Below are 26,507 nucleotides of genomic sequence, written 5' to 3' on the forward strand. Positions count from 1 at the left end.
TCATCAATGGATAGAAAAACTATTGCCAAGGTGAAGAAGGTAATTGGGCTATTGATTGTACAGCACAGCCCTCCAAAAATATAGGAACTCGACCACAGTTAGGACATTTCATCAGATCATCTTGTTGAGTATCAGGTTTATTTTTTGGTTTAGGTTTAGAATTTTGTGGTGTGAGAAAAATTACATCAATAGATAATGGAGTCGAACACTGACGACATTCACAAATTAAGAGCTGTCCCGCATCACTCGTTTGATAGACTTTTAGGTGTTGTGTGGGATAAAATTTTTCTGGTTGTTCCGGCTGTGATCTTTCTTCAAACTTTTCAGACATTGGTTTGACCATATTTCCTTACAGAGCATTCAGTTGAATTTTGATGTACCGTCGTTGCAGCATTAACATTTAAGAGACACTGCTGTGACTTCTTATTCAGAATGCAACTTGTACACACTTTTAGCACGCCACACTAAATACTACAACCCCAGATTCAACCTATCAGAAAAAGAGTGTAGAGGTGTAATATCGTATCCGGTGAAAGACTTATCATTCAGGGCGCAGTTTTGTAGGGTGTGTTGTCGCATAGCGCAAAGCACCATCTGAGATTTTTAGTTGTAGGTTGGGTGGAGGAACGGAACCCAACATCATCAAGACTTTGTTGGGTTTCGCTATCGCTACACCCAATCTACTATTCTCTTCCCCTTACACCCTTACACCCTTACACCCTTAGTTAAGCTGTAGGTTCCTTGGAGGAATGGAACCCAACACCATCAAGACTTTGTTGGGTTTCGCTATCGCTACACCCAACCTACTATTCTCTTCCCTTTTACGCGCTGAAGTACTTCGCTACTGGATGGTAGGTAATAATCGCTGTTGTTGACTGTTCTGGATAAAGTTGTTCACTTTCATCCATATAAAGGTTAATTCTGCCTGTCTCTAACAAGTCGAGTTGCTTGTACTGGTCTTGAATATTAGGACAAGCTGGATAACCAAAACTATAGCGTGAGCCACGATAGCGTTGTGCTAAAACATCCCGAATACTATCAGGTTCTTCAGCAGCAAAACCTAATTCCTGGCGAATTCTGGCGTGTGTCCACTCAGCTAAGGCCTCCGCCATCTGTACCGCTAAGCCGTGAAAGTAGAGATAATCGGTGTATTGATTATCTGCAAACAGCTTTTGGGCGTATTCTGTGGCAATTTCCCCCACAGTCACCGCCTGCATGGGGAAGACATCTATTATTCCCGACTCCTTCGGTGCAAAGAAATCTGCAATGCACAGCCGCCGTAAAGATTTTTGTCTGGGAAACTCAAAACTTGTTTTTACTTGTGCATCTGGGTTGTTGGTTTCGTAAACGTACAGTGTATTTCCTTCAGCCTGACAAGGGAAATAACCATAAATTACTTGAGGATGTAATAAGTTCTCCTCAATAATTCGCTGCTTCCAATTTTCTAGAATTGGGTAAACTTTCTCATTTAAGAAAGCTTGATATTCTTCTTTTGATTGTTCCTTGGGTTTGCGGAATTGCCATTGTCCCGCAATTAAAGCTTGCAAGTCTAAATACCAGAACAATTCTTCGAGAGGAATATCAGTAGGCTGTAATAATTTAGTTCCCCAGAATGGTGGTGTGGGACGTTCAATATCTACCGCGACGGCTTCGGAACGTCTTGTATCAATCTCAGTGCTGAGTGCTGAGTGGGGAGTGCTGAGTGGGGAGTGCTGAGTGGAGAGTGGAGAGTGCTGAGTAATTTCTGGTTCATCACTTACTTCATCTAAAAACCCTTGCAAGTCATCCCAATTACCAGCAGCTTTGGCTGGCATTAATTTATCCATGAAATGCAAGTCAGAGAAGGCATCTTTGCCATAAACCACTTTACCTTTGTAAGTGTTTTGGCAATCATCATGAACAAACTTGGGAGTTAACGCCGCACCGCCTAAAATTACTGGGACAGTAATTCCTTTTTCGTTGAAGATTTCTAAGTTTTCTTTCATGAAGGCGGTGGACTTCACCAGCAAACCACTCATGGCAATACAATCAGCTTTGTGTTGATTGTAAGCTTCGATGATGTTTTCGACTGGCTGCTTAATTCCTAGGTTAATTACCTTGTAGCCGTTGTTAGATAAGATGATATCCACTAAGTTTTTCCCAATGTCGTGGACATCACCCTTGACTGTGGCAATAATTACCTTGCCTTTGGCATTATTACCCGCTTCGGATTTTTCCATGAAGGGTTCTAAGTAAGCTACTGCTGCTTTCATGGTTTCGGCAGACTGCAACACGAAGGGTAGCTGCATTTGCCCTGAACCAAACAATTCACCGACTACTTTCATACCATCTAGTAGGAAAGTATTAATAATCTCCAGTGGTTTGTAGGTTTCTAAGGCTTTGGTTAGGTGCTTTTCTAACCCGATGCGTTCACCGTCGATGATGTGGCGTTTGAGAATTTCTTCAATGGGGAGAGTTTCATCAACACCTTTGTCGCGTTTGGCGCTGACTCCGGCAAATAATGTAGTCAGTTCTCCTAGGGGGTCATAAACGCAGACATCTCCTTCAAATTTCCGTTCATCATAAATGAGTTGGTGACAAACTTCTTGATGTTGAGGCTCGATTTTGGCCAGTGGTAAAATTTTGCTGGCGCTAACAATTGCTGCGTCCATTCCCGCCGCCATTGCTTCGTGGAGAAACATCGAGTTGAGGACGATACGGGCTGCGGGGGAAAGTCCGAAAGAGATATTAGACACACCCAAAATTACATGACATCCGGGTAATTCTTGGCGAATGCGGCGGATGGACTCAATGGTGGCTTTGCCGTTTTCTCGGTCTTCTTCAATCCCGGTAGAAATTGGTAGGGCTAAGGTATCAAAGAATATTTCTGTGGGAGGGATGCCATATTCTACAGCTTGACGGTAGGCACGTTGGGCGATCGCAAATTTTTTCTCAGCAGTCCGCGCCATGCCATCTTCATCGATAGTACCAATAATTACACCCGCACCATACTTTTTCGCTAATTCCAGCACTTTCAAAAAGCGCGGTTCGCCGTCTTCGTAGTTGGTGGAGTTGAGCAAACACTTACCACCAGCTACCTTTAACCCCGCTTCCATCTTTTCCCATTCGGTGGAGTCAAGCATCAAGGGCAATGTGACATTATTCACGATGCGCGAAACTAATTCGTGCATATCCCGCACGCCGTCACGTCCCACATAATCGACGTTCACATCCAGGACGTGTGCGCCTTCTTTAACTTGCGCCCTCGCCATTGACACAAGTCCGTCCCAGTCTTCGGCGTTGAGTAAATCACGGCACTTTTTAGAACCGCTGGCGTTGAGGCGTTCACCGACAATTAAGAACGAATTGTCTTGGGTGTAAGGCTGAGTAGTATAGATTGATGCCGCCGCAGGTTCTAAGCTAGGCTGTCGCACTTTTGGCTTCAAGTCTTTGGCAATTTCAGCCAATTGTTGAATGTGTTCTGGACGTGTCCCACAGCAACCCCCTATCACTTGGACACCCAAATCTTCAACAAAGTGCATCAACGCCATACGCAATTCTAGCGGTGTCAAGCGGTAGTGTGCTTGTCCGCCAACATTTTCCGGCAAACCCGCGTTAGGAATACAAGAAACCACAAACGGCGAATGTTCTGCCAAATATTTGATGTGTGGTTTCATCAAGTCTGGGCCTGTGGCACAGTTCAAACCGAGAATATCGATTTTATAAGGTTCCAAAATTGTCAGGACGGCACTAATTTCTGTACCTACCAGCATTGTCCCCATACTTTCCATTGTCACCGATACCATCAACGGGATGCGATCGCCTTTTTTGGCAAAGACTTCTTCAATACCATTCAGTGCAGCTTTAATTTGCAGCACATCTTGGCAAGTCTCAACCAGTAATAAATCTACGCCACCGTCAATTAATGCTTCCGCTTGTTCAGCAAAAGCAGCTTTCATCGTGTCAAAGTCAATGTGTCCCAAGGTGGGGAGTTTAGTTGTCGGGCCGATAGAACCTGCAACAAATCGAGGTTTTTCTGGTGTAGAAAATTCAGCAGCGACACTCTTGGCTAGTTCTGCGGCGGTTTTGCTGAGGTAATAGGCTTGGTCTGCCAAGTCATATTCTGCCAATACAATCGAGGTACTGCCAAAAGTATCGGTTTCAATCACATCAGCACCAGCCGCGAGAAAGTCACGATGTACTTTGGCGACTGCTTCGGGTTTGGTGTGGACTAAATATTCGTTACAACCTTCATATTGTGCGCCGCCGAAGTCTTCAGCGGTGAGGTTTTGAGTTTGTAAGTTAGTACCCATCGCCCCGTCAAAAACAATAACCGGGCAATCTGGACTACAGAGGCGTTCAAGGAAAGGATGAGTCATATTTTCCTAGAAGAAATGTGGAAATGAAGTGAGTATTGTGATACTCGACTAATCTATTATTTTCCACAATTGTGGGGGAGAATGGGCGATCGCACATAATTCAGGCTTAAGCAAAGACTCAAATCCCCGACTCCTCAAAGAAGTCGGGGATCTTGTTACTCAAGAACGATTTAGGACGGTTAGGCAAAGTTTGTATTACAAGAAGTTTCTCCACAGTTGTTAGGAAAACGCCATAAACTTTATTTTGATTAGGGTTTTAAAATTAAAATGGCTGTAGCTAGTGATAGATAACAGTTGTATGATTTTTCATGCCTTGTGTAAGGATTACAGATAATGCGACCTATAAAAAGACCCATCAAACCAGCAATTTATATATCCTTTCTCTACATCTACGAGACTACGTGGGGAACTGCTGGTGATATCTGTTTAATCCGTGAATCGGTAGTGAAGGAAAGTACAACCAAGTTTATTGGCCATAAAGTCCGACTGGTAGTACCGAAAAGATTAGAACGCGATCGCGTGGCGAATTTTCCGGTAATAAAAGTTGCTGGTAATGTCGGTGATGGACACCCGAAAGAACACCCGTATGAATGGGAGGTTTATGAAGGTGTCGATAGAGAAATTGCGATCGCGGCTTTAAAACCTTGGGGTTTCAAATTAATTGAGGATACAGATTAATCTCAATCACAGCTACAGGGTTGGGCTTGTTTGTCTGGTTCTGTACTTCTCGCAACTGGTGAATGAACCTCTGAGTTTCATCGATGAACCCTTACCTACACACTCTTACACCCTTACACCCTCTCTCAACAATCAATCTGAGTGCGTAAGTTCTACCTTTTACCCTTTCACCCAGATTTGTGTGTCCACGGTAGCACCTTTGAGGAGAGGGAGGCTGGAAGGAAGAGGTCGGTCGAATTCACGTTAATTTGAAATTGCAATTGAAAAAGCCATCACCCAGACAAGTTTGGTGATGGCTTTAAACTTCTGATGACAAGCAATTAACTAAGAACTAATCCGACTAGCCAATAGCAGAGATAGTTACACTTGTTACGGCTAAAGCACCAGCAACAGCACTTGCAACCAGAGAGGTGAGGGCTGTACCAAATAGCCACCAAGCGGCGTTAGCAACAGTTTTTTTGGTTTCTTGGGCTTGTTTTTTCGCTTGTTCTTGAATGCTGTGCAAACGTTCCTTGGTGATTTGCTGAATGCGTTCGGCGCGTTGTAGGACACTATCGCGGGCGGCTTCAATTTGGTTGATAATTCGGTTAGCGTCTTCCTCAGAAATATCTTCACGAGAACTGAGAATTGCAACTAAGGTATCACGATCAAATTGACTCAGGCGATCGCGCAATGCTTCAAATCCGGCTTGGGGGTCATCAAACAATTTCGCAAAATCATGTCTGATGCCTTCATAATTAAGTTCAGGACGATTCAGGGAGTTGAGGTAATTGCGAATTCGGCCTGTCACTCGTTCAGTTGCTGATTGCAATCCTTGTTGAATCTGCTTGTATTGTTTGACAACTGCATCACGAGCAGATTCTATTTGATCAGCAATGTGGTTAGCTTCTTCTTCAGAAATATCCTCACGTTGAGATAGTAACGCCACAATTGTTGAACGGTCAACTTGAGATAAGCGATCGCCCAAGTTACTCATTCCAGCGCGTGGCTCTCGCAACAGCAGTTGTAAATCACGCTTGATACTGTCTGGGTTGAGTTCTTCTTTATTGGTGTGACGTAGGTAATCTTCTAGATTTCTTTCAAAATCGACAACTCGCTGAACGGTACGGTTTGCCAAGCGACGCGGCGCTTTGATAATATCTCGAATTGCCTCTTGCACTTGGTCAATGATCCGTTGAACTTGTTCTTCGCTTAAATCTCCGCGTTGGCTGACGAGTTTGACTAAAGTTTCTCTGTCAACTTGAGACAAGCGATCGCGAATTGCAACAACTCCTTCTTTTGGATCAACCAGCAATTTTTCCAAATCTTGGCGAATACCTTCGGGGTTGAGTTCTTCCAAGTTGGTATTGCGGAGATATTCGGCGATCGCATTTGTGGTTTGTTCGTACTGTTCTCTAGCTTTATCTGCTATTACTTGCGGAGTTTGCAAGATGTTATCTTTGACAGATTCTAGCTGATTGAGAATTTGATTAATTTCATCCTCATTCAAATCTTGACGCTGAGAAAGCAGACTGAATAAAGTATCACGATCAAACTGTGATAAACGCTGACGCAGTAAGTTAAACCCAGCTTGGGGGTCTTGAAGTAAAGTGCTGAAATCGCGGCGAATACCTTCAGGATTCAATTCTTCCTTATTAGTATTGCGCAGATAATCTTCGACTCTTTGTCGTAAGTTTTCAGTTTGGGTTCTTGTTTGTTCTTCTAATTGATTTAAAACAGAATCCCGCACACTTTCGAGTTGATTCAGCAAATTATTAGCTTCTTCATCGCTGAAGTCTTGACGTTGCTGCAAAACTTGCAAAAAGACATCGCGCTCAAATCCTTGCAAGCGTTCATTTAAATCTGCAAAATCAGCGGTTAATTCTGTGAGTAATTTAGCAAAATCTCGCTCAACAGCTTCACGATTCAGTTCTTCTTTACTTGTGGAACGCAGATAATTTTCGATGCGGTTCCGCAAATCTTGACTTTTATCTTTAACTTCCGCCTGTTGCAAAATTTCTAAAACTTCTTGACGAATTTCTTCCATTTGTTGAGCAATTTCTTTGACTCTGGCTTCGCTAATATCGCTGCGGCGAATGAGCAAATTAGCAAACTCGTCTTGATTGAATTTCTCTAATTCCCGGTGCATAGTTGCCGCATCGGCTTGCGGGTCATAAATAACATCGCGGAATTCATCTTTAATTGTGATGCGATTAAAGTGCCAAGGTAAAGAATTTTGAATGTAAGCTTCTACATCTTGACGGTAATGAGATTTAAATCCTGGAACTCTAGCTTTGCTAGTTTTTTCGATGGTTTCTTGCAATTGATGAGTAATGTTCTCAATATCTAAATCTTGAACTTTATCTTTCAGTTTTTGCAACTGATTGGTAATTTTGTTCACATCTATATTCGAGACATCTACTCTTTCTAAAACTACTGGTAAAGCAGCACTTAAACCAGTTTGAATGGCTTGTTTCATTCCGCCATTCTTGCCGTTACCGCCACCTCCCACCGTGACTAATTGCTGCAAGCGATCGCCTAATTCATCTGATTGCAATTCTTCGGGAGTTGCCGATGTAATCAAGTTTATTACTTGCTGTGCCGGATTGCGTCGCGCTAAAGTTTGTTTCCAAGCTGCTTCTAATTGGTCAGCAATTTTATTGACATCAGCTTTAGAGAAATTTGTGCGATCGCTAATTAAATCGACAAAAGTTTGACGATTAAAATTTTGCGCCAAATTCTCATCAGGGATAGATTTCCAATCTATATCACTGAAAATCTTGTCAAATTGTTTACGAATATCTTGGAAATCTAGTTGTGGTCTTGGCACATTAGCCAAAGAACTTTGCAGGGTATTTTTAATACTGTCAACATCAAAACCAGAAGTTAATTCTCTGCGAACTGCGGCTGTAATATCTTCTGCCGTAGAAACCATCTGTTGTTTTGCTAAATTCGCACCAATTGCACTAGTTGCAGTTCCCATTAATGCTTGTAGTCCAGCATTGGCAGTGTTAGCAACTGAACCAATTAATGAACCTACAGTTGAAGAACCAAACCAAACTACAATTGAGAAGTAAGCAGACCAAATGACTACAGCAATAATTGCGCCTAAAAATGCACTTTCAATTAAGCTGAGTTTTACCGCTAAAAAACAAGCGATAAATAAAGCAAGAGTAGCACTAATTAATGCCCAAATTCCAACTTTATTTTCTACTTTGCGAATTGTAGTTCCTAAACTTTCAGTATCATCACTAGAAGATGAATCATCTCCCGTTCCAGAAATTCTTAAAGCCACTGCAAAGTTAGTGAGTAACAGTTGAAAGGCAAATGCCATTAAGACACCAGCCACCAAGGAAATTAAAAATTTCGGCCCAGAAAAAACAACTGAAACTTCTTCTGGAGTTAAGCCTTCCTGTACCTGGGCTATGGCTGCTAATCCACCACTCAGCCAATGCCATCCTAAAGAATTTTCAACAATTTGAAGCATAGTATTTTCTCACTCATGCTCATTAAATTCCAGTTACTTTTAAAGCAACTGGCTACTTCCTACGCTAAGTATCAAATTTTCTATTTGTCACTTTCTTAGGAGGTAAAGTCTGCTTCCAGAAGTCGTAGTTTTATAATAGAAGGCAAAAGGCAGGAGGTAAAATATACTATCTTTTATCTGCGTAGCCTGTGGCAAGTCGCTTACGCGTCTACATCTGCATTTATCGGCGGTTGATTAATTTTAAATAACAAAAGACTGCAATTGATGATTATGCCATTGCCGTTGATACCATTCGGCAACTAAAGGCCGGACAATAAATTTAGGTTGCCTTTCACCTGTAACATCAATTCGTAAGCATGAGTAAGGACGACGCTTTTGGGAACCGTGACCTTTGCGACCAACATATAAATGCGATCGCGCAATTAATTTATCTTCTTCTAATAAATCAGCACCTTCAGTTCGTTGTCGTCGCAAACTAAACCCACTTCCGCCACACACAATCCAGTTGATACATGAATCTGCATGTCCAGTGTTGTATGTTTGCAGATATTCTAAGCAATGAGCATGACCGTTTAACACTAAATCTACGACAGCACGGCCTTGAGTTGCATCTCCTAGTGTTTGACCTACTGCATCGAATACCTCACGGATGCGACTGCGAATTGCTAGTGTTTGTGCTTGTTGCCATTTTGTCGCCTCTGTCACGTAAGGAGGATGATGAAAATAAACCACGCGTCCGCGCACTTGGGAGTTATGCCAAGATGCAATTAATTTCTGTTTTAGCCATTCCAACTGTTCTACATCAGTTTGTGTTGCTTGTGGCGGCGCTAGTTGTTTATCAATATCAACTACCAGTTCTTCAATTTGCGACAGCTTCACGTATAAGTCATCTAAATATTCGGCTTCGTTGGGGTCATCATGATTCAGTTTGGCTGATTGTTCTAAGATTTGCTGTTTTTCCTGTTCAAATTCTTGACGGCGTTTTTCTAAAATTCTGCGTTCTGCGTCGCCTGCTGCGGTTTCTGGTAATGGTAACGGGTGGTTGAAGGTATTGGAATCTAAAGCAAAGAAATCAATTCCTCCATAACAGAAACTGTAATAACGGTTTGGCAAGCGCGTAAACTGTCCTGGTTGATAGGATAAACAACGACCTGTGTCTGTTTTTGCTGTGTAATATGTGTCTAAATGTCGGTCTAAATCTCCAGGAAATTTAAATGCACAAAGATAATCGAGAAAAGCTTTGGCATAAGCATTGCCTGTTCCTGAACCATGTAAACCAACATCCATGTCGAGGCGCGATCGCAATAACCGACGAATCGGCAATGTTGTAATTGATAGCAAGTTCAAAACAATCGGCAAATCATAATAATCATGATTTCCCGGTACAGGCAAAATCGGCACACGAAAAATCATGTTGTCGTAAGCAATCTTTTTGGGATGCTCACCACCTACAAGATATTCTTTATAAGGCTGAATAAAGTTTTGCTGATAATACTCACTCGACCCAACTAAATAAATGACATCGCCTGTATGCAGCATAAAACGGCAGTCATTGAGGTGGGGTAATGTTAGTTCAGCTACCCGCCTTTGGGGATTTTGTCCTGCATGTCTACCTGAACCGCTGTCTCCCACAACCAAAAACGAAAATTCAGTATGGTCAGATTGACTATCTTCTAAAACAAGCTGAGTTTGGTCAATGCCGTGCTTTTTAATTAACGGATCTTGCCAGCGGACGCGCTGGTTCATCTTCTGAATTTTTTTTGCGATCGCCGGATCAGAAACAAGCTTCAAAACAACCTACTCCTTTAACTCCGCCGTGTCCTCCTCACCCTCTGTTGGATGTTTCAACTCAATCACTAAATTAGGCAATCCCTCCAATTTTTCCGCAGGTTCAACTTCTTCGACTGTGGGTACAAACACCCGTAAACCGGCTGGGACACATTTTACTTCTATTGGTGTTGTTCCAATTATCTCGCCATCCAAGACAACTTTTTGTTCTGGGTCAGTGGTGATTTTAACTTGTTTGGCGCGGAGATAACCAATGTCATCTCGTTCGGCTGCATTACCAGAAGAAGCGCTTTGAAATAAATGATATGTCGCTGCGATCGCTCCTGCTTTATTAACAGGAGCGACAATTGTTAAATCAAGTAATCCATCATCATAAATTATGCCTCCTGGCCCTTGTGCCAAAACAGATGTTGGCGGTGCAGCGTTTGCCACTGTCACAGCTGCGGCTGTGGTTTTAATAATTTTGTCGTCTGTCTCAATTTCGACATCAAAACTTTGTAATTCTCTTAGCTGCTGAATTCCCGCTAAGATGTACGCAATAATTCCAAAACGATTTTTAGCTTCGCGGTTAGCTTTTTCTACAGTTTCTGCTTCAAAGCCCACACCTGCTAGTAATATTAATGGGCGATCGTTACAATAAGCTACGTCTATATTGCGAGTTGCACCTTGTAAAATTGTTTGACAAGCAGCATCAATTGTGTCAGGAATTCCCAAGGCTGTAGCAAATGCATTAGCTGTTCCCCGCGAAATAATACCAAAGGGAATATTTGTATTAATCACAGCCGCCGCCGCTGCTGAAAGTGTACCATCACCTCCAGAAGCAATAATCTCACTCACTCCTCGCTCAACTGCGGCATAAGCTAGTTGATCAGCACCGATTTCTTCTGTTGTGAAATGAATATCTAAATCAATTTCTGGTTCTAATAATGCGCGAATCTCTATCAGTTCTTGTTCTGGGTTGCCTTGACCCGCAACTGGATTAAAGATCAGGCAGGCGGAACGATTCATAAAGGTAAAATATTGAACAGCGATCGCTAAGATACCAGACTATTCCTATCATTCCTAGAGAATGCTGACTTCTCCCTGACGATAGGTTTGTACATACAGCAGAATTTAGAATTCAGAAGTCAGTTCAGTAGGGTGCGTTATGGACGATGATCCTAACGCACCGCAAATCTGGGAAGGTGCAGTACTGTTTTTGATAAGACACACTACAAAAGTACAAAATTACAAAACGAGATTTGAGGTAATTAAATCACTTGTGTGTACACCATAGCCAACACTTACGAGGGAATGAAAGTTTCAAAGTCTCTCTCCGCGTCGGAGAGGGGTTGGGGAGAGGTCAAAAAACACTTGTCAAACTCACATAACATTCGCAATGCGCGGCATAACATTCACAATGCGCAGCATGACATTCACAATGTGAGGCGTTACATTAACAATGCGCGGCATAACATTCGCAATGCGCGGCGTTACATTAACAATGCGCGGCATGACATTCACAATGTGAGGCGTTACATTAACATTGTCGATAAAAAAACTTGTGTGTACATCATAGCTTGTCTCTACAGAGCAACTTCTTTAATGAAGTCGTATTTAGCTATACAGTATTAACACTTAATTTTGCTTAACTGTCTTATCTGTCTTATTTTTTTGCTTAACTGTCTTATCTGTCCTTGTCTATTTGCCCAAATTCTCAGAAAATATATGCGTGCAAAACCCCGCTAAAGTCGGGGATTATTTATAAAGTAAAAATAAATGGATATTGATAACATAGGTCAAATTTCCAAAAAAGATTTGGAAATTATTCAGCTACACCAGTTTCAACAACCAATTTACTGTTGTAACGTGACTGCGATCGCCTATGCTTTTACCGCATTGGGTTTTCTAACAACTGTTGATGAAATTTTCTATGTTACTCAACTACCCATCGCATCAGTGTTAGATGATGGCATGACACTAGCAGAAACTTACGACACCTGTAAACTCTACATAGAAAAAAAAGGCTTACCGCTGTCGATTCGGATGGATCATTTTGATAAACCTAGCATCACCCTCGAATCATTCATCCGTGAAGTTGAAAAAGCCGTTTGTGATGAAAATGATGTTCACATTCTCAACTTCAACACCAGAATTGCTCATGAAAATCCTAGTTTAGAAGGTGGTCACTTCTCTTTATTAGCGGATTACGACCCGAAAACTCAAGAAGTCACCATTGCCGATACAAATCCCAAACGATATACCCGGTTTTGGACATGCCCAATTCAACGTTTATATGCCGCTTGCGTGGATAAAGATTCCTCCTCAAATCGCTCTCGCGGTATGATCGTGCTGCGCAGACTAGAAAAAGCTAATCTAGCAGGTAACGGAGTATCTCATCCATCAGAAATCGCTTTACAATCTCTCCATTCTGAAAACGATTGAGTGTTGATGCAAGTTGGCAATTCATGAAATATCTAGCTCTATTATCTACTACAGCCCTTGCAGCCACATCTGGATTGATGTTTGGAACAGTGCAAGCCGCCTCTGCTTTAACTTGGAGGTGGAATTATTCTGGTACTGGTATCGAGGCGAGTGGTAATTTTACTACGAATGACACCCCTGATGAGTTTGGTTTTTACCAAATTTTGAACATTAGTGGTACACGTAACGGTGAAACAATCACTGGTTTGCAACTTACAGGAACTCCCATACCAGGAAACGAACCTTTTATTGTTGACAATTTAATTAGTCTTAATAGTCAGCAGTTAACAGGTGATGGTTTTGGTTATTCCACATCAGGGGGAAACTATTCTAGTCCATTTTTTGCTAGTTTCTTGCCAACCCCAGGTTATTTAGAAGTTTTTTCTGCGCCACCATTAACACCAGGTTTTGAAAATTTTGGCCCGGAAGATAGTGAGTTACTCATTAATTTTTCTGCAAGTATAGTCAGCGTCCCTGAACCAACCTCTGTTCTTGGTGTTCTTGCCCTTGGTACTATCGGCGCAGCTTCAGCACTCAAACGTAAACAGTCATCTAAACTTACTGCTAAGAAACTCGAAAAAGTTTCTTAAAATTTTTAATAAAAGCTTATATTAACGCCTTCATTCGCTTTTTTGAAGGCGTTATTTTTGGCATTTTTTTTGTAGTGATACAGCAGTCGAAGCATAGATTAATTTATGCAACACCAAAAATATTTATGCAAGAAGTCTAATAAGCAGCTTTCAAGCCTGTTCCCTGCTATATTTTCTATTCACACAAAGAGCGATCGCTCTTTTCTACTGTTGTATTAGTTTTCAAATAATCCTGCACCAAAGAGCAACCATACTTCAGTGTATCTAAATTGAGAATGCGCGGCAGATTCCACAGAATCAGTGTGTTGTCATCACCGCCAGAAGCCAAAAAAGTTCCGTCGCGGCTGATGGCAATTTTCCGAATTGCTGCGGTATGTCCTCTGAGAGTTGTTATTTCTGTACCATCTAATTTCCAAAGTTTGATGGTAGCATCCACACTGCCAGAAGCCAAGATTTTACCATCTGGACTAAAAGCAACTCCCCATATTGCCGCTGTGTGACCTTTAAATGTTTGCAATAACTTGCCTTCAATTGTCCACAGCTTAACTGTATTGTCACCACTGCCAGTTGCCACCATTTTACCGTCAGGACTAAAGGTGGCTCTCCATACAGACGCAGAATGTCCAACAAGGGTTGTGAGTAATTTACCATCAACCGTCCACAGTTTAGCTGTACCATCGCCACTGACTGTGGCAAGTATCTGACTGTCAGGACTAAATGTAACTTGCCAAACTTCAGCTTGATGACCTTTGAGAAGTTGCGGTGCAGGTTGATTGCGTTTCCATATCTGAGCAATTCTGTCAACATTTGCGAGGGCGATCGCTTGACCATCAGGACTCAATACTGCTGCCATCAATTTACCCAGCGGATCTTTGTAACTAGCGACCAATGTTCCGTCTCGCTGTTGGATTTTAATTGTATCTCCGTAAGTGCGCAGGGCAATTAACTTCCCATCACGACTAAATGAAACCTCAAAAATTGCACCTCCAGATTCCGTAAAAGTTTTCAGCAATTTACCTTGGCGACTCCAAAGTTTAGCAGTATTTTCGTGACCAGCTGTAGCAATAGTAGAACTGTCAGAGGTAATATCTAATGACCAAATTCCAGATTTATGGGCAATAATTGACTTTTGAAATGGATTCTCACTTTGCCAGAGTCTAACAACGTTTTCTGCACCCGCTGAAGCAATAAAGCTACCATCAGGGCTAAAACTTACTCCCCAAACTGATGCCGTGTGTCCTTTGAGCGTTCTTAATTCTGTACCATCAATGTTCCAAAGTTTAATTGTTTTGTCAAGACTGGCAGAAGCAATAGTCTGACTATCGGGACTAAAAGCGACTCCCCAAATCCCCGCACTATGACCTTGAAGCGTTTTATCAAGACGATAGCTGCCATCTTTGCGCTCTCGTCGCCAAAGTTTGACAGTTTTATCTTCACTCCCTGAAGCTAGAATCTGACCATCAGGGCTGAAAGCTACTGCTATCACCCATCCTGTGTGACCTTGGAGAGTTTGTCGAAGCTTGGCATTTTGCCAGCCTGAACTGTCTTTTTGCCAAAGTTTGACTATCCCATCTATACTTGTAGCCGCCAGAGTCTGACCATCGGGACTAAAGGCCACTCCCCAAAACCCCACTCTTTCACCTGAAAAAGTTTTCAACAAGGTGCCGTCTCGCTTCCACAGTTTGACTGTTCTGTCGTAACTGGCAGAAGCAATAGTCTGACTATCAGGACTAAAGGCGACTCCCCAGACTGAAGCAGTGTGACCTTTGAGTGTCTTTAACAAAGTGCCTTCTCTTGTCCATAGTTTAACAGTGCCATCTTCACTCGCCGATGCCAACATCTGACCATCAGAACTAAAATCGATGGCTCTCACTGTTGCTTTATGACCTTTGAGAGTTGCTACTTCTGTACCGTCAGTTCGCCAAAGTTTGATGGTTTTATCTGTACTTGCTGAAGCAATCAAAGAACTGTCAGGACTGACATCGACGGCGAGAACAGCTGCTGTATGGCCTGAAAAACGATTGTATTCATCTGCTCCGTACACTGCTTGCTGTAATACCGCATCTATCTGACGGGCAATTTTTGTGTTTGCTGTGCCTAGCTTGCGGAGTTTTTGTTTGGCTTTAATTGCTTGTATCAGTGCATCCAATCGGCGATTTGAAGCAAACATTCCCTCAGAAGCAGAAATTAGCGCTCGAATTTCACTATTTTTGGCTTGAGTTCCGCTTTTTTTGGCTTGGCGGTACAAAAGGAATGTTCCTACTCCTAAACTAGTGGAGGCAAATAGCCCAATACTGACTGCAACTAGCAGATATCTTTGCAATAAAGCTGTTTTCCTCTCTTGTACTAGTCGTGTTTCTACTTCTTTAACGCGGGCTGCTTCTAAGGCTGTTTGCACTTCGCGCCGTTCGCATTCTTGACTAGCAACAAAAAATTTATAGTCTAAATCACTCAAACTTTTGCCTTGCGCCCAATCTTGAGCATCTTTGAGAGCCTGTCCCCGCAGTAAGCGAGATTCATCTTGATAGCCTGATAATACCCAAGCATTAAATATTTGCGAGTAAGGACGGAGATTATTTAACTGTCTGAAAACCCATTGCTCATTAAAAACACTCCGATAAATTAGATTTTTAATTTTGAGATAACCGTTGTGTCTTTCGACTAAACCAGATAACAATAATTCTGTTTGTTCTTGACTATCGTTGAGGACTACAGGATGATTAGCCTGTCTATATTCGCCTGCTGTTTCTGCTTGCAACACTTGTTGATAAAGTCCTAATAAGCGTCCTGCACGTTGTTCGTCAAAAAGTAGGCGATCGCGAATTGTCCGCAGGTGTTCGGGTTCGTCTTTTGATTCCCAATGTTGAATAATGTGCTTTTGTACCAGTTGCTCTACCCAATACCCTTCTGTGGCTGGAGGTAAATCAATTTTTCCGTTGGTTGTTTGCCAAGCAATTTGGACAACTAACTGACATAGTTTTTGTGTCAGAAAAGGTTGTCCACTTGTCCATTCAATAATTTTTTCTAAGACTGTTTGCGGTTGACTAACTACGCCTTCTAACCCTTTGAGTAAGGGTGCCGCTTCATCTAGTTTAAAACCGTTTAATTCAATTGCTGTACCAATGTTAAAGGGTGTACGGCGCTTGTCGGTAATTAGATCAGAGGGACTAGCTACTCCAAATAGGGCAAATCCTAAGCGTTGAAATTTCGGATTGTGCGCTCTTTGGTTATAACACTGACGAATCCAGGCAAAAAAATCATTGACTGAAAAATTTAAACTCAACAAACTGTCAATTTCATCAATAAAAATAAAGATATGTTGATTTTGTTCTGGAGATAGCAATATTTCTTCTACAAATTGATTTAATTTTTTTACTGGGGAAAGACCTGCTTGCATTTCCCACCATTGTTTAAAATTAACTTTTTCAGCCAAATTTAAGTTATAAAAAAGACTCAGAATAATTCCTTTGTACCATTGTTCAACTGTGGTATCTTCACTGCCTAAGCGAGTTACATCTAAGTAAACGCAACTATGACCTTCTTGTGTCAGATGATAACTTGTGCGATGTAATAAAGATGATTTCCCCATTTGACGGGAATTTAAAACGTAGCAAAAATCACCTGCTTTTAAGCTGGCATATAGTTGTTTATCTGCCTTACGAATAACATAGCTAGGATCATTACTAGGGAGACTGCCACCAACTTGGTACTTCATATGAGCGTAAGCATCTTCCAAAGAAGACACCAATTAAACTTTATAACTAATTAATATTTTTGATAGCCATTAGATAAATGGAATTATATCACTAGAATTTTGGATTCTTATTGCTTATAATTTCGCTATTTTTATGTTTTAAATGCTTTTAAATGCCTTAAATGTCTTAAATGTCTTAACTGTCCACTATTTTTTTTATTAGTCTCTTAACTTTCCTTATCTGTCTTTAGGTTATGTTGATAAAATCAAAATTATGTTTGGATGAATTGAAGACGATTCCACTACAATCAAGGATTTTTACCTACTGAGATACTTTGAAGAAACACAGGAATGTGAAAATACAAGGGTGTAGGGTTATCAGCAAAGAAAAATAGTTTTTTTGTTTCTGTCAAATTTTGCTAGTGCGTCACCCCGCTAGTTGGAAGCTTAAATATTGTACCTACCTTATATCTCGCCGGAAAATCAATTCTCAGTTCTCAAGCCTCAAGTTGTTGACATCGACTGAAATCTTATTTTAATCAGATAAATCTGAGTTTAGCTATTAACCAATAAATTTATTTTTTGGCACTATAAAAAACTGGTGTAAAATACAGCAGATTGCAAGTTGATAGAATACACCTTGATATCATATCTAGCTAATCAGTTGTTGTTCGATACATCTGTACAAGCAAGATAAAACTCTCTCCCCTGCTTTGACTGGACACGACATGACGGTTACCAGTCACAAACAAAGTAGGGGCGTACAGACGTATACCCCTACTTTGTTTATTGGTTATCAAGATTTTTTAAACTGGCATAATCCACAATGGATAATTCGTACTTGGTAAAAAAATTACGAATTATCCATCATAAATTATCTTCTTCTATTTTTGGCGGGTCTGCTATCTAACAAATGCACTGCTGCACCAGCAGCTGCACCATTGAGGCCATTTTTCAAGGTATTTCTACAACCACCAGTAATTGCACCAGCCACTACACCAGCGCCTGCCCCTACGCCGGCATCTCGAATGATGTTACGTCCGTTAACTCTTCTGTCGCTTCTTGTTCTCAGACCGTTGGCACCATTAACCGCAGCACCAGCCGCAGCACCTGTGGCAGCATTATTTAATACCGAACCACAACCAGTTATAGCTCCGGTTATGACACTAGCACCAGCTCCAATGGCTGCATTATTTAGTACTCGGTCATCAGCAGCAGCAGGTTGAGCCGGAATTAAACTGACACTAGTTAAACTAGCTGCCATTAAACTAGGTAGAAATGCGCGTTTTAGGATGTGTTGCATGGGTAGTAACCTCTAAAATTTAAACGATTGGTGAACAACTAAATAAAGTGCGATCGCTAACCCTTTTTGATTCTAGACAACGGCCAGATTATCTCTGATCAACATATTTTGATCATGACATATATACAAATATAATTACATCTACTAAAAGTTAGTAATTCTAACTTTTAAATCAGGCAAAAGGCAGAAGTGAACAGGGTTTTAGTTTAGTTCATTTTTATTTACATGGTTCGGTTTTCCCACCTGTTCTACTCAGTTAAAAACTTGTTGTCTAGCGTTAGTAGACAATAAATAAACTGACACATTGACAGCAAGAATTAAATATTTAAAGCAAAAAATCTCATTCAAACACAGGAGAAGACATTCTGAATTCAGAGTTCTGGCTCCTGAATTCTCATGCTTCAATTCCCTAATTTAAAAAGCTTGAATCCATTCTTTGATGGAGTATTCTGTCCAAATACCATGTTGCCAATAAGGGTCATTTTCAATTAATTGACGTACTGTGGCTTCGTCTTCAGCTTCGTAAATTCCAAAAACTTTTGTAACATCTTTGGTTGGGCCAATGGTAATTAACACACCAGATTCTTTTTGCTTGGCTAAACCATCTAAATGAGCTTGACGGTAAGGAGCGCGTTTTTCTAAAACGTCGTCGCAGTAAGTTCCCCAGAGTACGTATTTGGGCATGATAATTTTTGGATTTGCTTTAATTAAAACCGACAAACAACTACGGCATGATTGACAACTGTAAGCTTTTCCCTAATTTATGCCGCATTGAATATATTACCTGTCTGCTTCAGTAAAATCCACACCTGTGCTGAGTTTTATTTGGTAGGGTGCGTTATGGACGTTCCGTCCTAACGCACCACAAATTTCAGATGGTGCGTTGCGCTATGCGACAACACACCCTACAAAGATTACCTGAGTGCTGAGTGAGGATTAATAAGTGTTCCTCTGCACTCTTGCACTGTTGCTTTTTTTTAACTTCTCAAGTTAACACCGAATTTTTCGACTAAGGCTTCACGCACTTTGTTGTGTACAGGTTCGACTTCGGCATCGGTGAGGGTGCGATCGCTTGCCCGATATACTAGACGAAATGCTAAACTCCGCTGTCCTTGGGGGACGTTTTCGCCACGATATTCATCAAAGATTTCGACAGATTCTAGTAAGCCCTTACCTGCTTTGGTAATGGCTTTTTCAAGTTCTCCCACAGACACTTTGACTGGGGCGAAAAAGGCAATATCGCGATCGCTGGCTGGATAATTAGAATAAGATTTGAATGCCGGAATCAGGATTTCATCTTGATCTAACGCATCCAGCAACACATTTAAATCTAACTGGAACAAGTAAACGGAATCTGGTAAGTCTTTTTCGCGGCGCAGTTGGGGATGGAGTTGACCAAATACACCAAGTCGGTTTCCACCTGTCCACAGAGAAGCAGTGCGTCCGGGATGCAAACGTTCATCACGACAATCTGGTTGATATTCTACTTGTATGCCTAGTTGCTGAAAAACGCTTTCCAGAATACCTTTGGCTTCAAACCAAGTCATTGGTTGTTCGCGTCCACCTTTTGACCATTTGCCGAGGGTTCTGTCTCCTCCCAAGATACCAGCGATCGCATCTGCTTCGTGCAAACCATCTTCTTCATGCTGGAAAATTCGCCCGATTTCAAAGCCGTTGAGGGAACCGTTACCTTGTTCTAAGTTATATTGAAAAGCATCAATCAACCCAGAAATTAGATCGGTGCGTAATGCCGAATATTCTGTAAATAAGGGATTGCTTAATACTATCTGGCGATCGTCCCCTGGTTTTACCAGGGAATATTGAACTAATTCTGTCAAACCTTCTGCCCGTAAGGAAGCACGTAATTTTCTCACTAATTCCTGGTCTATTGGTAAATAGCCAGCTTCCGCTTTTTGGGGTAAGGTATCGCAGAAATTATCATAGCCGTAGAGACGAGCAATTTCTTCAATTAAATCAATTTCTCGTTCTAAGTCGCGGTAACGATAAGGAGGAACAGCCACATTCCACGTGCGTTCTCCCGATGGTGTTAGCTGACATCCCAAAGCAGTTAAAATCCGCTCAACGTCGCTTTCATGTAATTCTCCTGTGTCTTCGCCTAAATCAGTCGGCCCCAACACTTCATTTACTCTATCTAAACGCAAGGCAATAGAACGACTCCAAGTAGCAGGATCTGGGCGAGTATCGGCAATTTCTTGATGGATAATGACACCGTTTGCCAATTCGCTAATTAAAGCTAAAGCGCGGCGACAAGCAATTTCCAATTCTGCCCGGTTTACACCTCGTTCGTATCTCCCGGAAGCTTCACTACGTAACCCCACAGCACGAGAGGAACGGCGAATAGCAACAGAATCAAACAATGCTGCTTCTAAAACTAAGTTTTGTGAACCCTCATCAACTTCAGTTTCTTCGCCTCCCATGACTCCCGCTAAAGCCACAGGTTTGTCGTTAGCAGTAATTAATAAATTCTGTGTTGTTAAGGTGCGAGTTTGCCCATCTAGGGTTTTTAGTGATTCTCCTTGATAAGCAAAACGTACACCAATCGTTAAGTTGCCATTACCTGCGACAGCTTGTAAACGCTCTTTGTCAAAAGCATGGAGAGGTTGTCCCCATTCCAACAATACATAGTTAGTAATATCAACTACATTATTAATGGGTCGCACTCCCGCAGCCCGCAAGCGTTGTTGCAACCACTCAGGTGACGGGGCGATTTTTACCTGTTCAATTACTGTACCAATGTAAGCAGGGCAAGCTTGGGTATCGGCAATTTTTAACGCTAACTTGCCTGCATTTTGAGTGACGGCGACTTCCCCAGGTTCGGGAATACTTAGCTTACCACCAGTCAAAGCTGCGACTTCCCGCGCTATTCCTACCATACTTAAAGCATCAGCGCGGTTAGCAGTGGCAGTGACATCTAAAATGACATCATCTAAACCAAGTAACGGGCGGACATCACTACCTACAGATAGATTTTCTCCAGGAAAAATATGAATTCCATCTACATCGCTCGGCAAACCAAGTTCTTTTAAAGAACAAATCATGCCTTGAGATGGGACACCGCGAAGTTTTGCGGGTTTAATTTTTAAATCGATGTTAGGTAAATAAGTGCCAACAGTGGCGACTGGGACATAAATATCAGCCCGGACGTTGGATGCACCGCAGACAATATTTAAAGTCTCAGCCGCACCGACATCTACTTGACACACACTTAATTTATCAGCGTTGGGGTGGGGTTGACGTTCAAGCACTCTCCCCACAACAACGCCATTCGCCCAAGTGCGGCGGTCTTCAATATCTTCTACCTCAAACCCAGCCATTGTCAGGGTATGGGCTAATTCTTCTGGGCTTAGTTTGATTTCTACTAGTTCCCGCAGCCAGTTAAGAGAGATTCGCATGGAGTGTGCTTGTTTTAGGATTCGTCGTTTGCTTCAATTTTAGGGTGTCTGATGGCGTAGACGCTTTGCAGTTTGCCGTTAGGCATCGCTTATAGCCGCATCAGGTTCACCCATTCACTTGAACGATCCTACTACGAGTTGAAAGTGCTGAGTGCTGAGTGCCTACGAGTTGAAAGTGCTGAGTCACCGAAGTTTGCTCAACGGGGGGAACCCTCCTTCGGATTCGCCACTTTGCTTATGCCGGGAAACCCGTCCACCGCAAGTGGCTCACCGCACGCAACTTCTCGCTGAGTGCTGAGTTAAGAGTTATTTCTCTCTCATCTCCCTTGTCTTCACCCACTAGTAAATTACCAGATTTTCTTCATTTCAGACTTCACACTTCACACTTCAGACTTCAGTCATATAACCAAGTATTTGATGCAAAATCATCTTTGGTTTCTGCGGGCATATCGGGTAGTTTTTCGGGGGCGCGATGAGATTTTCTGTAATCAACTACTGGCTTATAAGTTTCTTTTTTCTGGGGGACAATGCTGGCTTTTGGTTGTTGTAAAGCTTTATTTTCTTCTATTAGTTTAGAATTAGCTTCTGCCAGGTGGAGTGCTGTTTTTTTCGCTTCTTCAAGCTCTTTTGTTAAGCGTTCTACCGATGCTTGCTGTTCGGATAAAGCTGATTGTAATTCTTTAATTTGCTTTTGCAGCGCTGTTTCTGTTTCCTGATTTTTTTCTAAAGTTGTTTTTAAATCTTTAATAGTAGCTTCTAAATCTGCTTTGGTAGAAGTATTACGTTTAGCCGGGGTTGACTCAGATGTTTCTTCATCTGTAGTCGCTGTTTGTTCGGTAACTGCGACAGCCGGAACTTCAATTGCAGCTTCATCTACTGCACTATTCGGTGTTAATTTTTGTGCTTCTGCTTGAATTAAGTCAGAGAGATTTTGTTTTCTAGCCATTATTTTCTCCAATCACGCTGTAGTTCATCAGCCACGCGGCGGTAGTCTGATTCCGCCTCCCAAGCATTTTTGCCTCGCCATTGATTGATTGCAACACCCTCTAATGCAGCTCGTTCATGAGCTTTATAAGTACGAATGAAGCCTTTGCAAACGGGAATTCCTAGTTTGACGAGAGTGTTTTGCGCTTCCATAGCTTCACCAATACTCCGCGCATCGACTTTAGTTAAGAGTACACGATGGGGAACTCCTGTGGGGACGACTGCTGATTTAACTGTGTCAATGAGAACAGCTAAATCCATTGCGGATGGAGGTGTAGGTAAAAGTATATAATCTGCGATCGCTACTACTGTTGCCAATGCTTCAGAGTGCAGCGCTGGAGGCGTATCCACCACTACTAAATCGTAACCTTTTATTTTGCGTAAATGGCCTAAAAGTTGTGGATCTGTCTCTTGAGATAAATCAAATCCCATTCCTTGATCATTGCGTCCAAACCACCAACTGGCAGAACCTTGAATATCTGCATCTACCAGTAGCACTTTCTTTCGCTTAGCAAATTGTGCAGCTAAATTGATTGAGGTAGTCGTTTTGCCGACTCCTCCTTTACCGTTGAGGATAGCGACGATTTTTGGCACTGCTTATACAATTTTGGATTTTAGATTTTAGATTTTAGATGGCAAATAGCTTTGATTGTTTGGCTTCTATAAATCCTTCTGTTGCATTCTTTCTGAAAATTGCTATGGCTTTCTATCCTGCTATACAAGAATATACCGCTTTGTGTGACCCAAAGTAGCAGAAAAACTTGTCAGAATCAAAAAGGCAGGAGACCGATACAAATAGTAATAATTAACTCTTGCAAGATGACTAGATAGCGATCGCACTTGCAACAAAGCTTATACCAAAACAACAGTAGTGATTTTACCCCTGTTCTCTCTTCCCTGTCAGCCTATGTCATCATAGTTAAGGTAAAACACATTCTGGAGACAAGACCACGGTTTACGCACGTCCTTTAGCACGGTTAATTGAACAGCTGCAACGCCTACCAGGAGTTGGCCCTAAATCAGCCCAGCGATTGGCTTTGCACATTTTAAAACGACCAGAAACAGAAGTAGAAGCTTTAGCGCAAGCATTGATTGAAGCGAAAAAACAAATTGGCTTGTGTTCAGTCTGCTTTCACTTATCTGCGGAGCCGGTTTGTGAAATCTGCCGTAATCCCAACCGCGACAATCAAACTATCTGTGTGGTGGCTGATTCGCGTGATGTGATTGCGCTGGAAAAAACCCGCGAATACAAAGGTAAGTATCATGTTTTAGGTGGAGTGATTTCACCAATGGATGGGATTGGCCCAGAACAGTTGAATCTCCAAGCTTTGGTGCGGCGGGTGAGTCAGCAAAAACCCCAGGAAGTGATTTTAGCAATTAGTCCAAGTGTAGAAGGGGAAACCACTACACTGTATATTGGTCAATTACTGAAACCCTTTACTAAGGTGACGCGGATTGCCTTTGGCTTACCTGTAGGTGGAGATTTAGAATACGCCGATGAAGTAACCTTGGCCAGAGCCTTGGAAGGACGGCGAGAGTTAGATTAATTTTTAGGCTGGGACTGAATCGAAATCAAGAGTGTTTGGGAAATTTGCTGTTGTTGATCTTCCAAAGGTACAAGCAAATTATCTCCCGCCCATGACCTGGGGTTAAAGAAATCCGCACTGGCTGTTGCTGGTGCAAATCGTAGACAAATAAACTTGGTTTACCGCTGCGATCGCTCACAGTAAATGTAATGTGAGTTTAAGATTATGACTTACGTACAGAGGTTAGTCCAGTAGGGTGCGTTAGGACTATCGTCCATAACGCACCGCCAAGAGATTCACGGTGCGTTTGAATTCTGAGTGCTGGATTCTTCTTCAAATCTTCTGAGCAATTATATAAACATGATTCTCAGGATATTGGTCATATTCAAGATGGCGGCATGTGCAGTGACGCTCAGTGAGAATCTGTATTAAAGCATCTATACCCAAAGTGCTGTAGTCAAAGTCTAGACCTTGAAATGACCCCGAAATTTCGCCACTGGTATGTCCGCCACCACAGGTGAACAGGAGAACTCCGTCTGGTTCAAGAGCATCGCATAGCTTTTTCATCACAGGCTCTTGCATATCTAGAGGCAGATGAAAAATGCTGTCCCAAGCAGAAATTAAGCTGTAAAGTTTGGGAGGAATCCAACAGCAAATGTCTTCGGTGTAAAACGTAATTTCTGGATGTAGTTGCTTAGCTACATTGATCATTTCTGCGGAAATATCAAGTCCTTCAACCTGAAATCCATGCTTGCTTAAGGTGCTAATAAAACGTCCGCTACTTCCACAGCCTATATCCATAGCTGAATTCCTCGCAGAAGTAAATTTAATAGCCCGTTCTAATTGTGCGATTCCATATAACGAATCTTGATGCTTTGTCTGCCACCATTGGGCAATTTGATCATAGCGGGCGGCTGTAGCATTCGGATTCATGATGATGTGATCTCCTAACTATTGTCCAATGCAAAGCGCCGCCCTTGTGAGGATGTAGCGCTTTTATGATTAATTTTGTCATTCAGCGCTAAAAAGTTGACCCGATTATACAGTAAGTAGAACGACACTCAAGACTATTTATTATTCGCTAGAACCTGTTCCCAGGCGTTAGCGACTCGTCGTAAATTTGCAGGCAAGTTATTTTGAGATATATCGTTGTACTGCACTGTACCATCTCGACTAGTCAGGGTGTAAGTAATAAAGTCAGCTGCGCCGCTGGGTGCTGGATAACTTATATTTCTAAATTCCCTTCTGGTGTGTTGTAGCAATTGTTCAAACTGTTGCACTTGTTGGGGAGAAACACGGCGGATACTGCGTTCTGAATCATTAGCGTCGCCAATGCGTACACGAATCACAGTTCCATCATTACGTAAGACTGTTTCGTAGGTTCTAGCAGTAAAACCGCCACTGGAGATGTAGCGAAATACAACACCTTGGTCTAAAGGTAGAGGTAATTCACTGGCTGGAATGGGTACAGGCTTGACTGTGTTAGATGCGTTATCGCTTTGAGCCAGTCTGACGCGTGAACCATTGTTATCAGACAAGAACACCCAGCGCTGATTTGCTGCGCCTACAGTTACTTGCCAACCAGAGACAAGAATGCGATCGCAAGGATTGGGATGGGTGGAGCGATCGCAACCATCTGCCCAATTAGTTGTTTTAAAATCTAGAATACTGAGCGATCGTGCTGACAATCCTGAAACTTCTTGAGCTTGCTGTAAAACTGCATTTCTAACTTTTTGTGGTAGTTGCTTCTCTAAGGAAACATTTCCAGAAGCTAAACGTAAAGAACGCCCATTATTATTAGTGTGATAAATCCACTTTTGCCTGCCATTAGATACCACAACCCGCCAACCAGGAACCAATGCTTGTGTGCAAAATTCATCTGGTTGAGGTAGTTCCAAACAACCATTACGCCAAGTCTTTTGACTATAATCAATGATTTGCAGTTCTTTTGTAGATATTCCTACTCTGCGGGCTAAATCTTTTATTACTGCGTTAGCTACTGAAGGCGGTAAGCGATTTGGTTTAGCTTTATTTAGATAAACTTCATTAGTGGTTGCTGGTGATAAGTTGGCTGGGTTTGCTGTGGCACTTTTAACTAAAGTTAATCCACTGCCTACAGACAAAATGCCAGTTAAAACTAAAGCGGTAAAAATTCGAGCTTGATTGGTGATATGATAACTTTTCAGCATAGCTTTCATCAAATAGAATGCCTCTGTTAGCGACTAATTAAGGCATTAAAAACTA

At 41.9% G+C, this 26,507-nt stretch carries 18 protein-coding genes; 4 read left to right on the top strand and 14 right to left on the bottom strand.

Annotated features, from left to right (window positions below; all coding sequences use genetic code 11):
* Positions 1 to 19: 19 nt before the first annotated feature.
* From ACMX3D_RS26840 to metH, 3 genes are all read right to left on the bottom strand, one after another.
* A complete protein-coding gene (locus tag ACMX3D_RS26840; RefSeq protein WP_482748822.1) occupies positions 20 to 331 on the bottom strand; it encodes a hypothetical protein in 312 nt (103 codons plus the stop codon).
* Positions 332 to 541: 210 nt separating this feature from the next.
* Complete coding sequence (locus ACMX3D_RS26845; protein ID WP_482748823.1) at positions 542 to 679, bottom strand: hypothetical protein; 138 nt, start codon at positions 677 to 679, stop codon at positions 542 to 544.
* A gap of 142 nt (positions 680 to 821) precedes the next feature.
* A complete protein-coding gene (gene metH / locus ACMX3D_RS26850) occupies positions 822 to 4,358 on the bottom strand; it encodes a methionine synthase (RefSeq protein WP_482748824.1) in 3,537 nt (1,178 codons plus the stop codon).
* A gap of 333 nt (positions 4,359 to 4,691) precedes the next feature.
* Here metH and ACMX3D_RS26855 point away from each other — a divergent pair, with 333 nt between their 5' ends.
* On the top strand, positions 4,692 to 5,036 hold the full coding sequence (locus ACMX3D_RS26855) for a hypothetical protein (RefSeq protein ID WP_482748825.1): 345 nt from the start codon (positions 4,692 to 4,694) through the stop codon (positions 5,034 to 5,036).
* 340 nt (positions 5,037 to 5,376) lie between these two features.
* Here ACMX3D_RS26855 and ACMX3D_RS26860 read toward each other — a convergent pair whose 3' ends face one another.
* From ACMX3D_RS26860 to ACMX3D_RS26870, 3 genes are all read right to left on the bottom strand, one after another.
* Positions 5,377 to 8,502, bottom strand: a complete 3,126-nt coding sequence (locus tag ACMX3D_RS26860; RefSeq protein ID WP_482748826.1) for an MFS transporter — start codon at positions 8,500 to 8,502, stop codon at positions 5,377 to 5,379.
* 240 nt (positions 8,503 to 8,742) lie between these two features.
* On the bottom strand, positions 8,743 to 10,293 hold the full coding sequence (locus tag ACMX3D_RS26865; RefSeq protein ID WP_482748827.1) for a metallophosphoesterase family protein: 1,551 nt from the start codon (positions 10,291 to 10,293) through the stop codon (positions 8,743 to 8,745).
* A gap of 6 nt (positions 10,294 to 10,299) precedes the next feature.
* Complete coding sequence (locus tag ACMX3D_RS26870; RefSeq protein ID WP_482748828.1) at positions 10,300 to 11,298, bottom strand: YegS/Rv2252/BmrU family lipid kinase; 999 nt, start codon at positions 11,296 to 11,298, stop codon at positions 10,300 to 10,302.
* Between the two features lie 750 nt (positions 11,299 to 12,048).
* Between ACMX3D_RS26870 and ACMX3D_RS26875 the strand changes: the two genes are divergently transcribed.
* Entirely contained in the window at positions 12,049 to 12,714 is a 666-nt protein-coding gene (locus ACMX3D_RS26875) for a phytochelatin synthase family protein (RefSeq protein WP_482748829.1), read from the top strand.
* A 23-nt stretch (positions 12,715 to 12,737) separates the two neighbouring features.
* Positions 12,738 to 13,343 carry a PEP-CTERM sorting domain-containing protein gene (locus tag ACMX3D_RS26880; RefSeq protein WP_482748830.1) on the top strand — a complete coding sequence of 202 codons (606 nt, stop codon included), beginning with the start codon at positions 12,738 to 12,740 and terminating at the stop codon, positions 13,341 to 13,343.
* Positions 13,344 to 13,518: 175 nt separating this feature from the next.
* Here ACMX3D_RS26880 and ACMX3D_RS26885 read toward each other — a convergent pair whose 3' ends face one another.
* The 6 genes from ACMX3D_RS26885 to ACMX3D_RS26910 form a co-directional block, all read right to left on the bottom strand.
* The gene (locus ACMX3D_RS26885; RefSeq protein ID WP_482748831.1) at positions 13,519 to 17,088 is read right to left on the bottom strand and encodes a WD40 domain-containing protein; all 3,570 of its coding nucleotides are present in this window, start codon (positions 17,086 to 17,088) and stop codon (positions 13,519 to 13,521) included.
* An 823-nt stretch (positions 17,089 to 17,911) separates the two neighbouring features.
* Positions 17,912 to 18,340, bottom strand: a complete 429-nt coding sequence (locus ACMX3D_RS26890; protein WP_482748832.1) for a hypothetical protein — start codon at positions 18,338 to 18,340, stop codon at positions 17,912 to 17,914.
* A gap of 414 nt (positions 18,341 to 18,754) precedes the next feature.
* Positions 18,755 to 19,024, bottom strand: a complete 270-nt coding sequence (locus ACMX3D_RS26895) for a YciI family protein (RefSeq protein ID WP_482748833.1) — start codon at positions 19,022 to 19,024, stop codon at positions 18,755 to 18,757.
* 293 nt (positions 19,025 to 19,317) lie between these two features.
* Positions 19,318 to 21,753, bottom strand: coding sequence for a phenylalanine--tRNA ligase subunit beta (gene pheT / locus ACMX3D_RS26900; protein ID WP_482748834.1), 2,436 nt, complete (start codon positions 21,751 to 21,753; stop codon positions 19,318 to 19,320).
* 394 nt (positions 21,754 to 22,147) lie between these two features.
* Complete coding sequence (locus ACMX3D_RS26905) at positions 22,148 to 22,699, bottom strand: hypothetical protein (protein WP_482748835.1); 552 nt, start codon at positions 22,697 to 22,699, stop codon at positions 22,148 to 22,150.
* Positions 22,699 to 23,331, bottom strand: a complete 633-nt coding sequence (locus ACMX3D_RS26910) for a ParA family protein (RefSeq protein ID WP_482748836.1) — start codon at positions 23,329 to 23,331, stop codon at positions 22,699 to 22,701. The genes ACMX3D_RS26905 and ACMX3D_RS26910 overlap by 1 nt, the downstream gene beginning before the upstream one ends.
* 395 nt (positions 23,332 to 23,726) lie before the next feature.
* Here ACMX3D_RS26910 and recR point away from each other — a divergent pair, with 395 nt between their 5' ends.
* The gene (recR, locus tag ACMX3D_RS26915) at positions 23,727 to 24,284 is read left to right on the top strand and encodes a recombination mediator RecR (RefSeq protein WP_482752436.1); all 558 of its coding nucleotides are present in this window, start codon (positions 23,727 to 23,729) and stop codon (positions 24,282 to 24,284) included.
* Positions 24,285 to 24,596: 312 nt separating this feature from the next.
* On the opposite strand, the gene ACMX3D_RS26920 is transcribed toward recR, so the two are convergent.
* Both ACMX3D_RS26920 and ACMX3D_RS26925 read right to left on the bottom strand, forming a co-directional pair.
* A complete protein-coding gene (locus ACMX3D_RS26920; RefSeq protein WP_482748837.1) occupies positions 24,597 to 25,196 on the bottom strand; it encodes a class I SAM-dependent methyltransferase in 600 nt (199 codons plus the stop codon).
* A gap of 134 nt (positions 25,197 to 25,330) precedes the next feature.
* Positions 25,331 to 26,461, bottom strand: a complete 1,131-nt coding sequence (locus ACMX3D_RS26925; RefSeq protein ID WP_482748838.1) for a hypothetical protein — start codon at positions 26,459 to 26,461, stop codon at positions 25,331 to 25,333.
* Positions 26,462 to 26,507: the final 46 nt, after the last annotated feature.

This window comes from Anabaena sp. TISTR 8404, from assembly GCF_056847745.1.

What these genes read in the sequence shown, in the direction of transcription:
- ACMX3D_RS26840 (WP_482748822.1), bottom strand. Translation starts at nt 331, where the DNA reads ATGTCTGAAAAGTTTGAAGAAAGATCACAGCCGGAACAACCAGAAAAA.
- metH (WP_482748824.1), bottom strand. Translation starts at nt 4,358, where the DNA reads ATGACTCATCCTTTCCTTGAACGCCTCTGTAGTCCAGATTGCCCGGTT.
- ACMX3D_RS26855 (WP_482748825.1), top strand. Translation starts at nt 4,692, where the DNA reads ATGCGACCTATAAAAAGACCCATCAAACCAGCAATTTATATATCCTTT.
- ACMX3D_RS26860 (WP_482748826.1), bottom strand. Translation starts at nt 8,502, where the DNA reads ATGCTTCAAATTGTTGAAAATTCTTTAGGATGGCATTGGCTGAGTGGT.
- ACMX3D_RS26870 (WP_482748828.1), bottom strand. Translation starts at nt 11,298, where the DNA reads ATGAATCGTTCCGCCTGCCTGATCTTTAATCCAGTTGCGGGTCAAGGC.
- ACMX3D_RS26875 (WP_482748829.1), top strand. Translation starts at nt 12,049, where the DNA reads ATGGATATTGATAACATAGGTCAAATTTCCAAAAAAGATTTGGAAATT.
- ACMX3D_RS26880 (WP_482748830.1), top strand. Translation starts at nt 12,738, where the DNA reads ATGAAATATCTAGCTCTATTATCTACTACAGCCCTTGCAGCCACATCT.
- ACMX3D_RS26890 (WP_482748832.1), bottom strand. Translation starts at nt 18,340, where the DNA reads ATGCAACACATCCTAAAACGCGCATTTCTACCTAGTTTAATGGCAGCT.
- ACMX3D_RS26895 (WP_482748833.1), bottom strand. Translation starts at nt 19,024, where the DNA reads ATGCCCAAATACGTACTCTGGGGAACTTACTGCGACGACGTTTTAGAA.
- pheT (WP_482748834.1), bottom strand. Translation starts at nt 21,753, where the DNA reads ATGCGAATCTCTCTTAACTGGCTGCGGGAACTAGTAGAAATCAAACTA.
- ACMX3D_RS26905 (WP_482748835.1), bottom strand. Translation starts at nt 22,699, where the DNA reads ATGGCTAGAAAACAAAATCTCTCTGACTTAATTCAAGCAGAAGCACAA.
- ACMX3D_RS26920 (WP_482748837.1), bottom strand. Translation starts at nt 25,196, where the DNA reads ATGAATCCGAATGCTACAGCCGCCCGCTATGATCAAATTGCCCAATGG.
- ACMX3D_RS26925 (WP_482748838.1), bottom strand. Translation starts at nt 26,461, where the DNA reads ATGAAAGCTATGCTGAAAAGTTATCATATCACCAATCAAGCTCGAATT.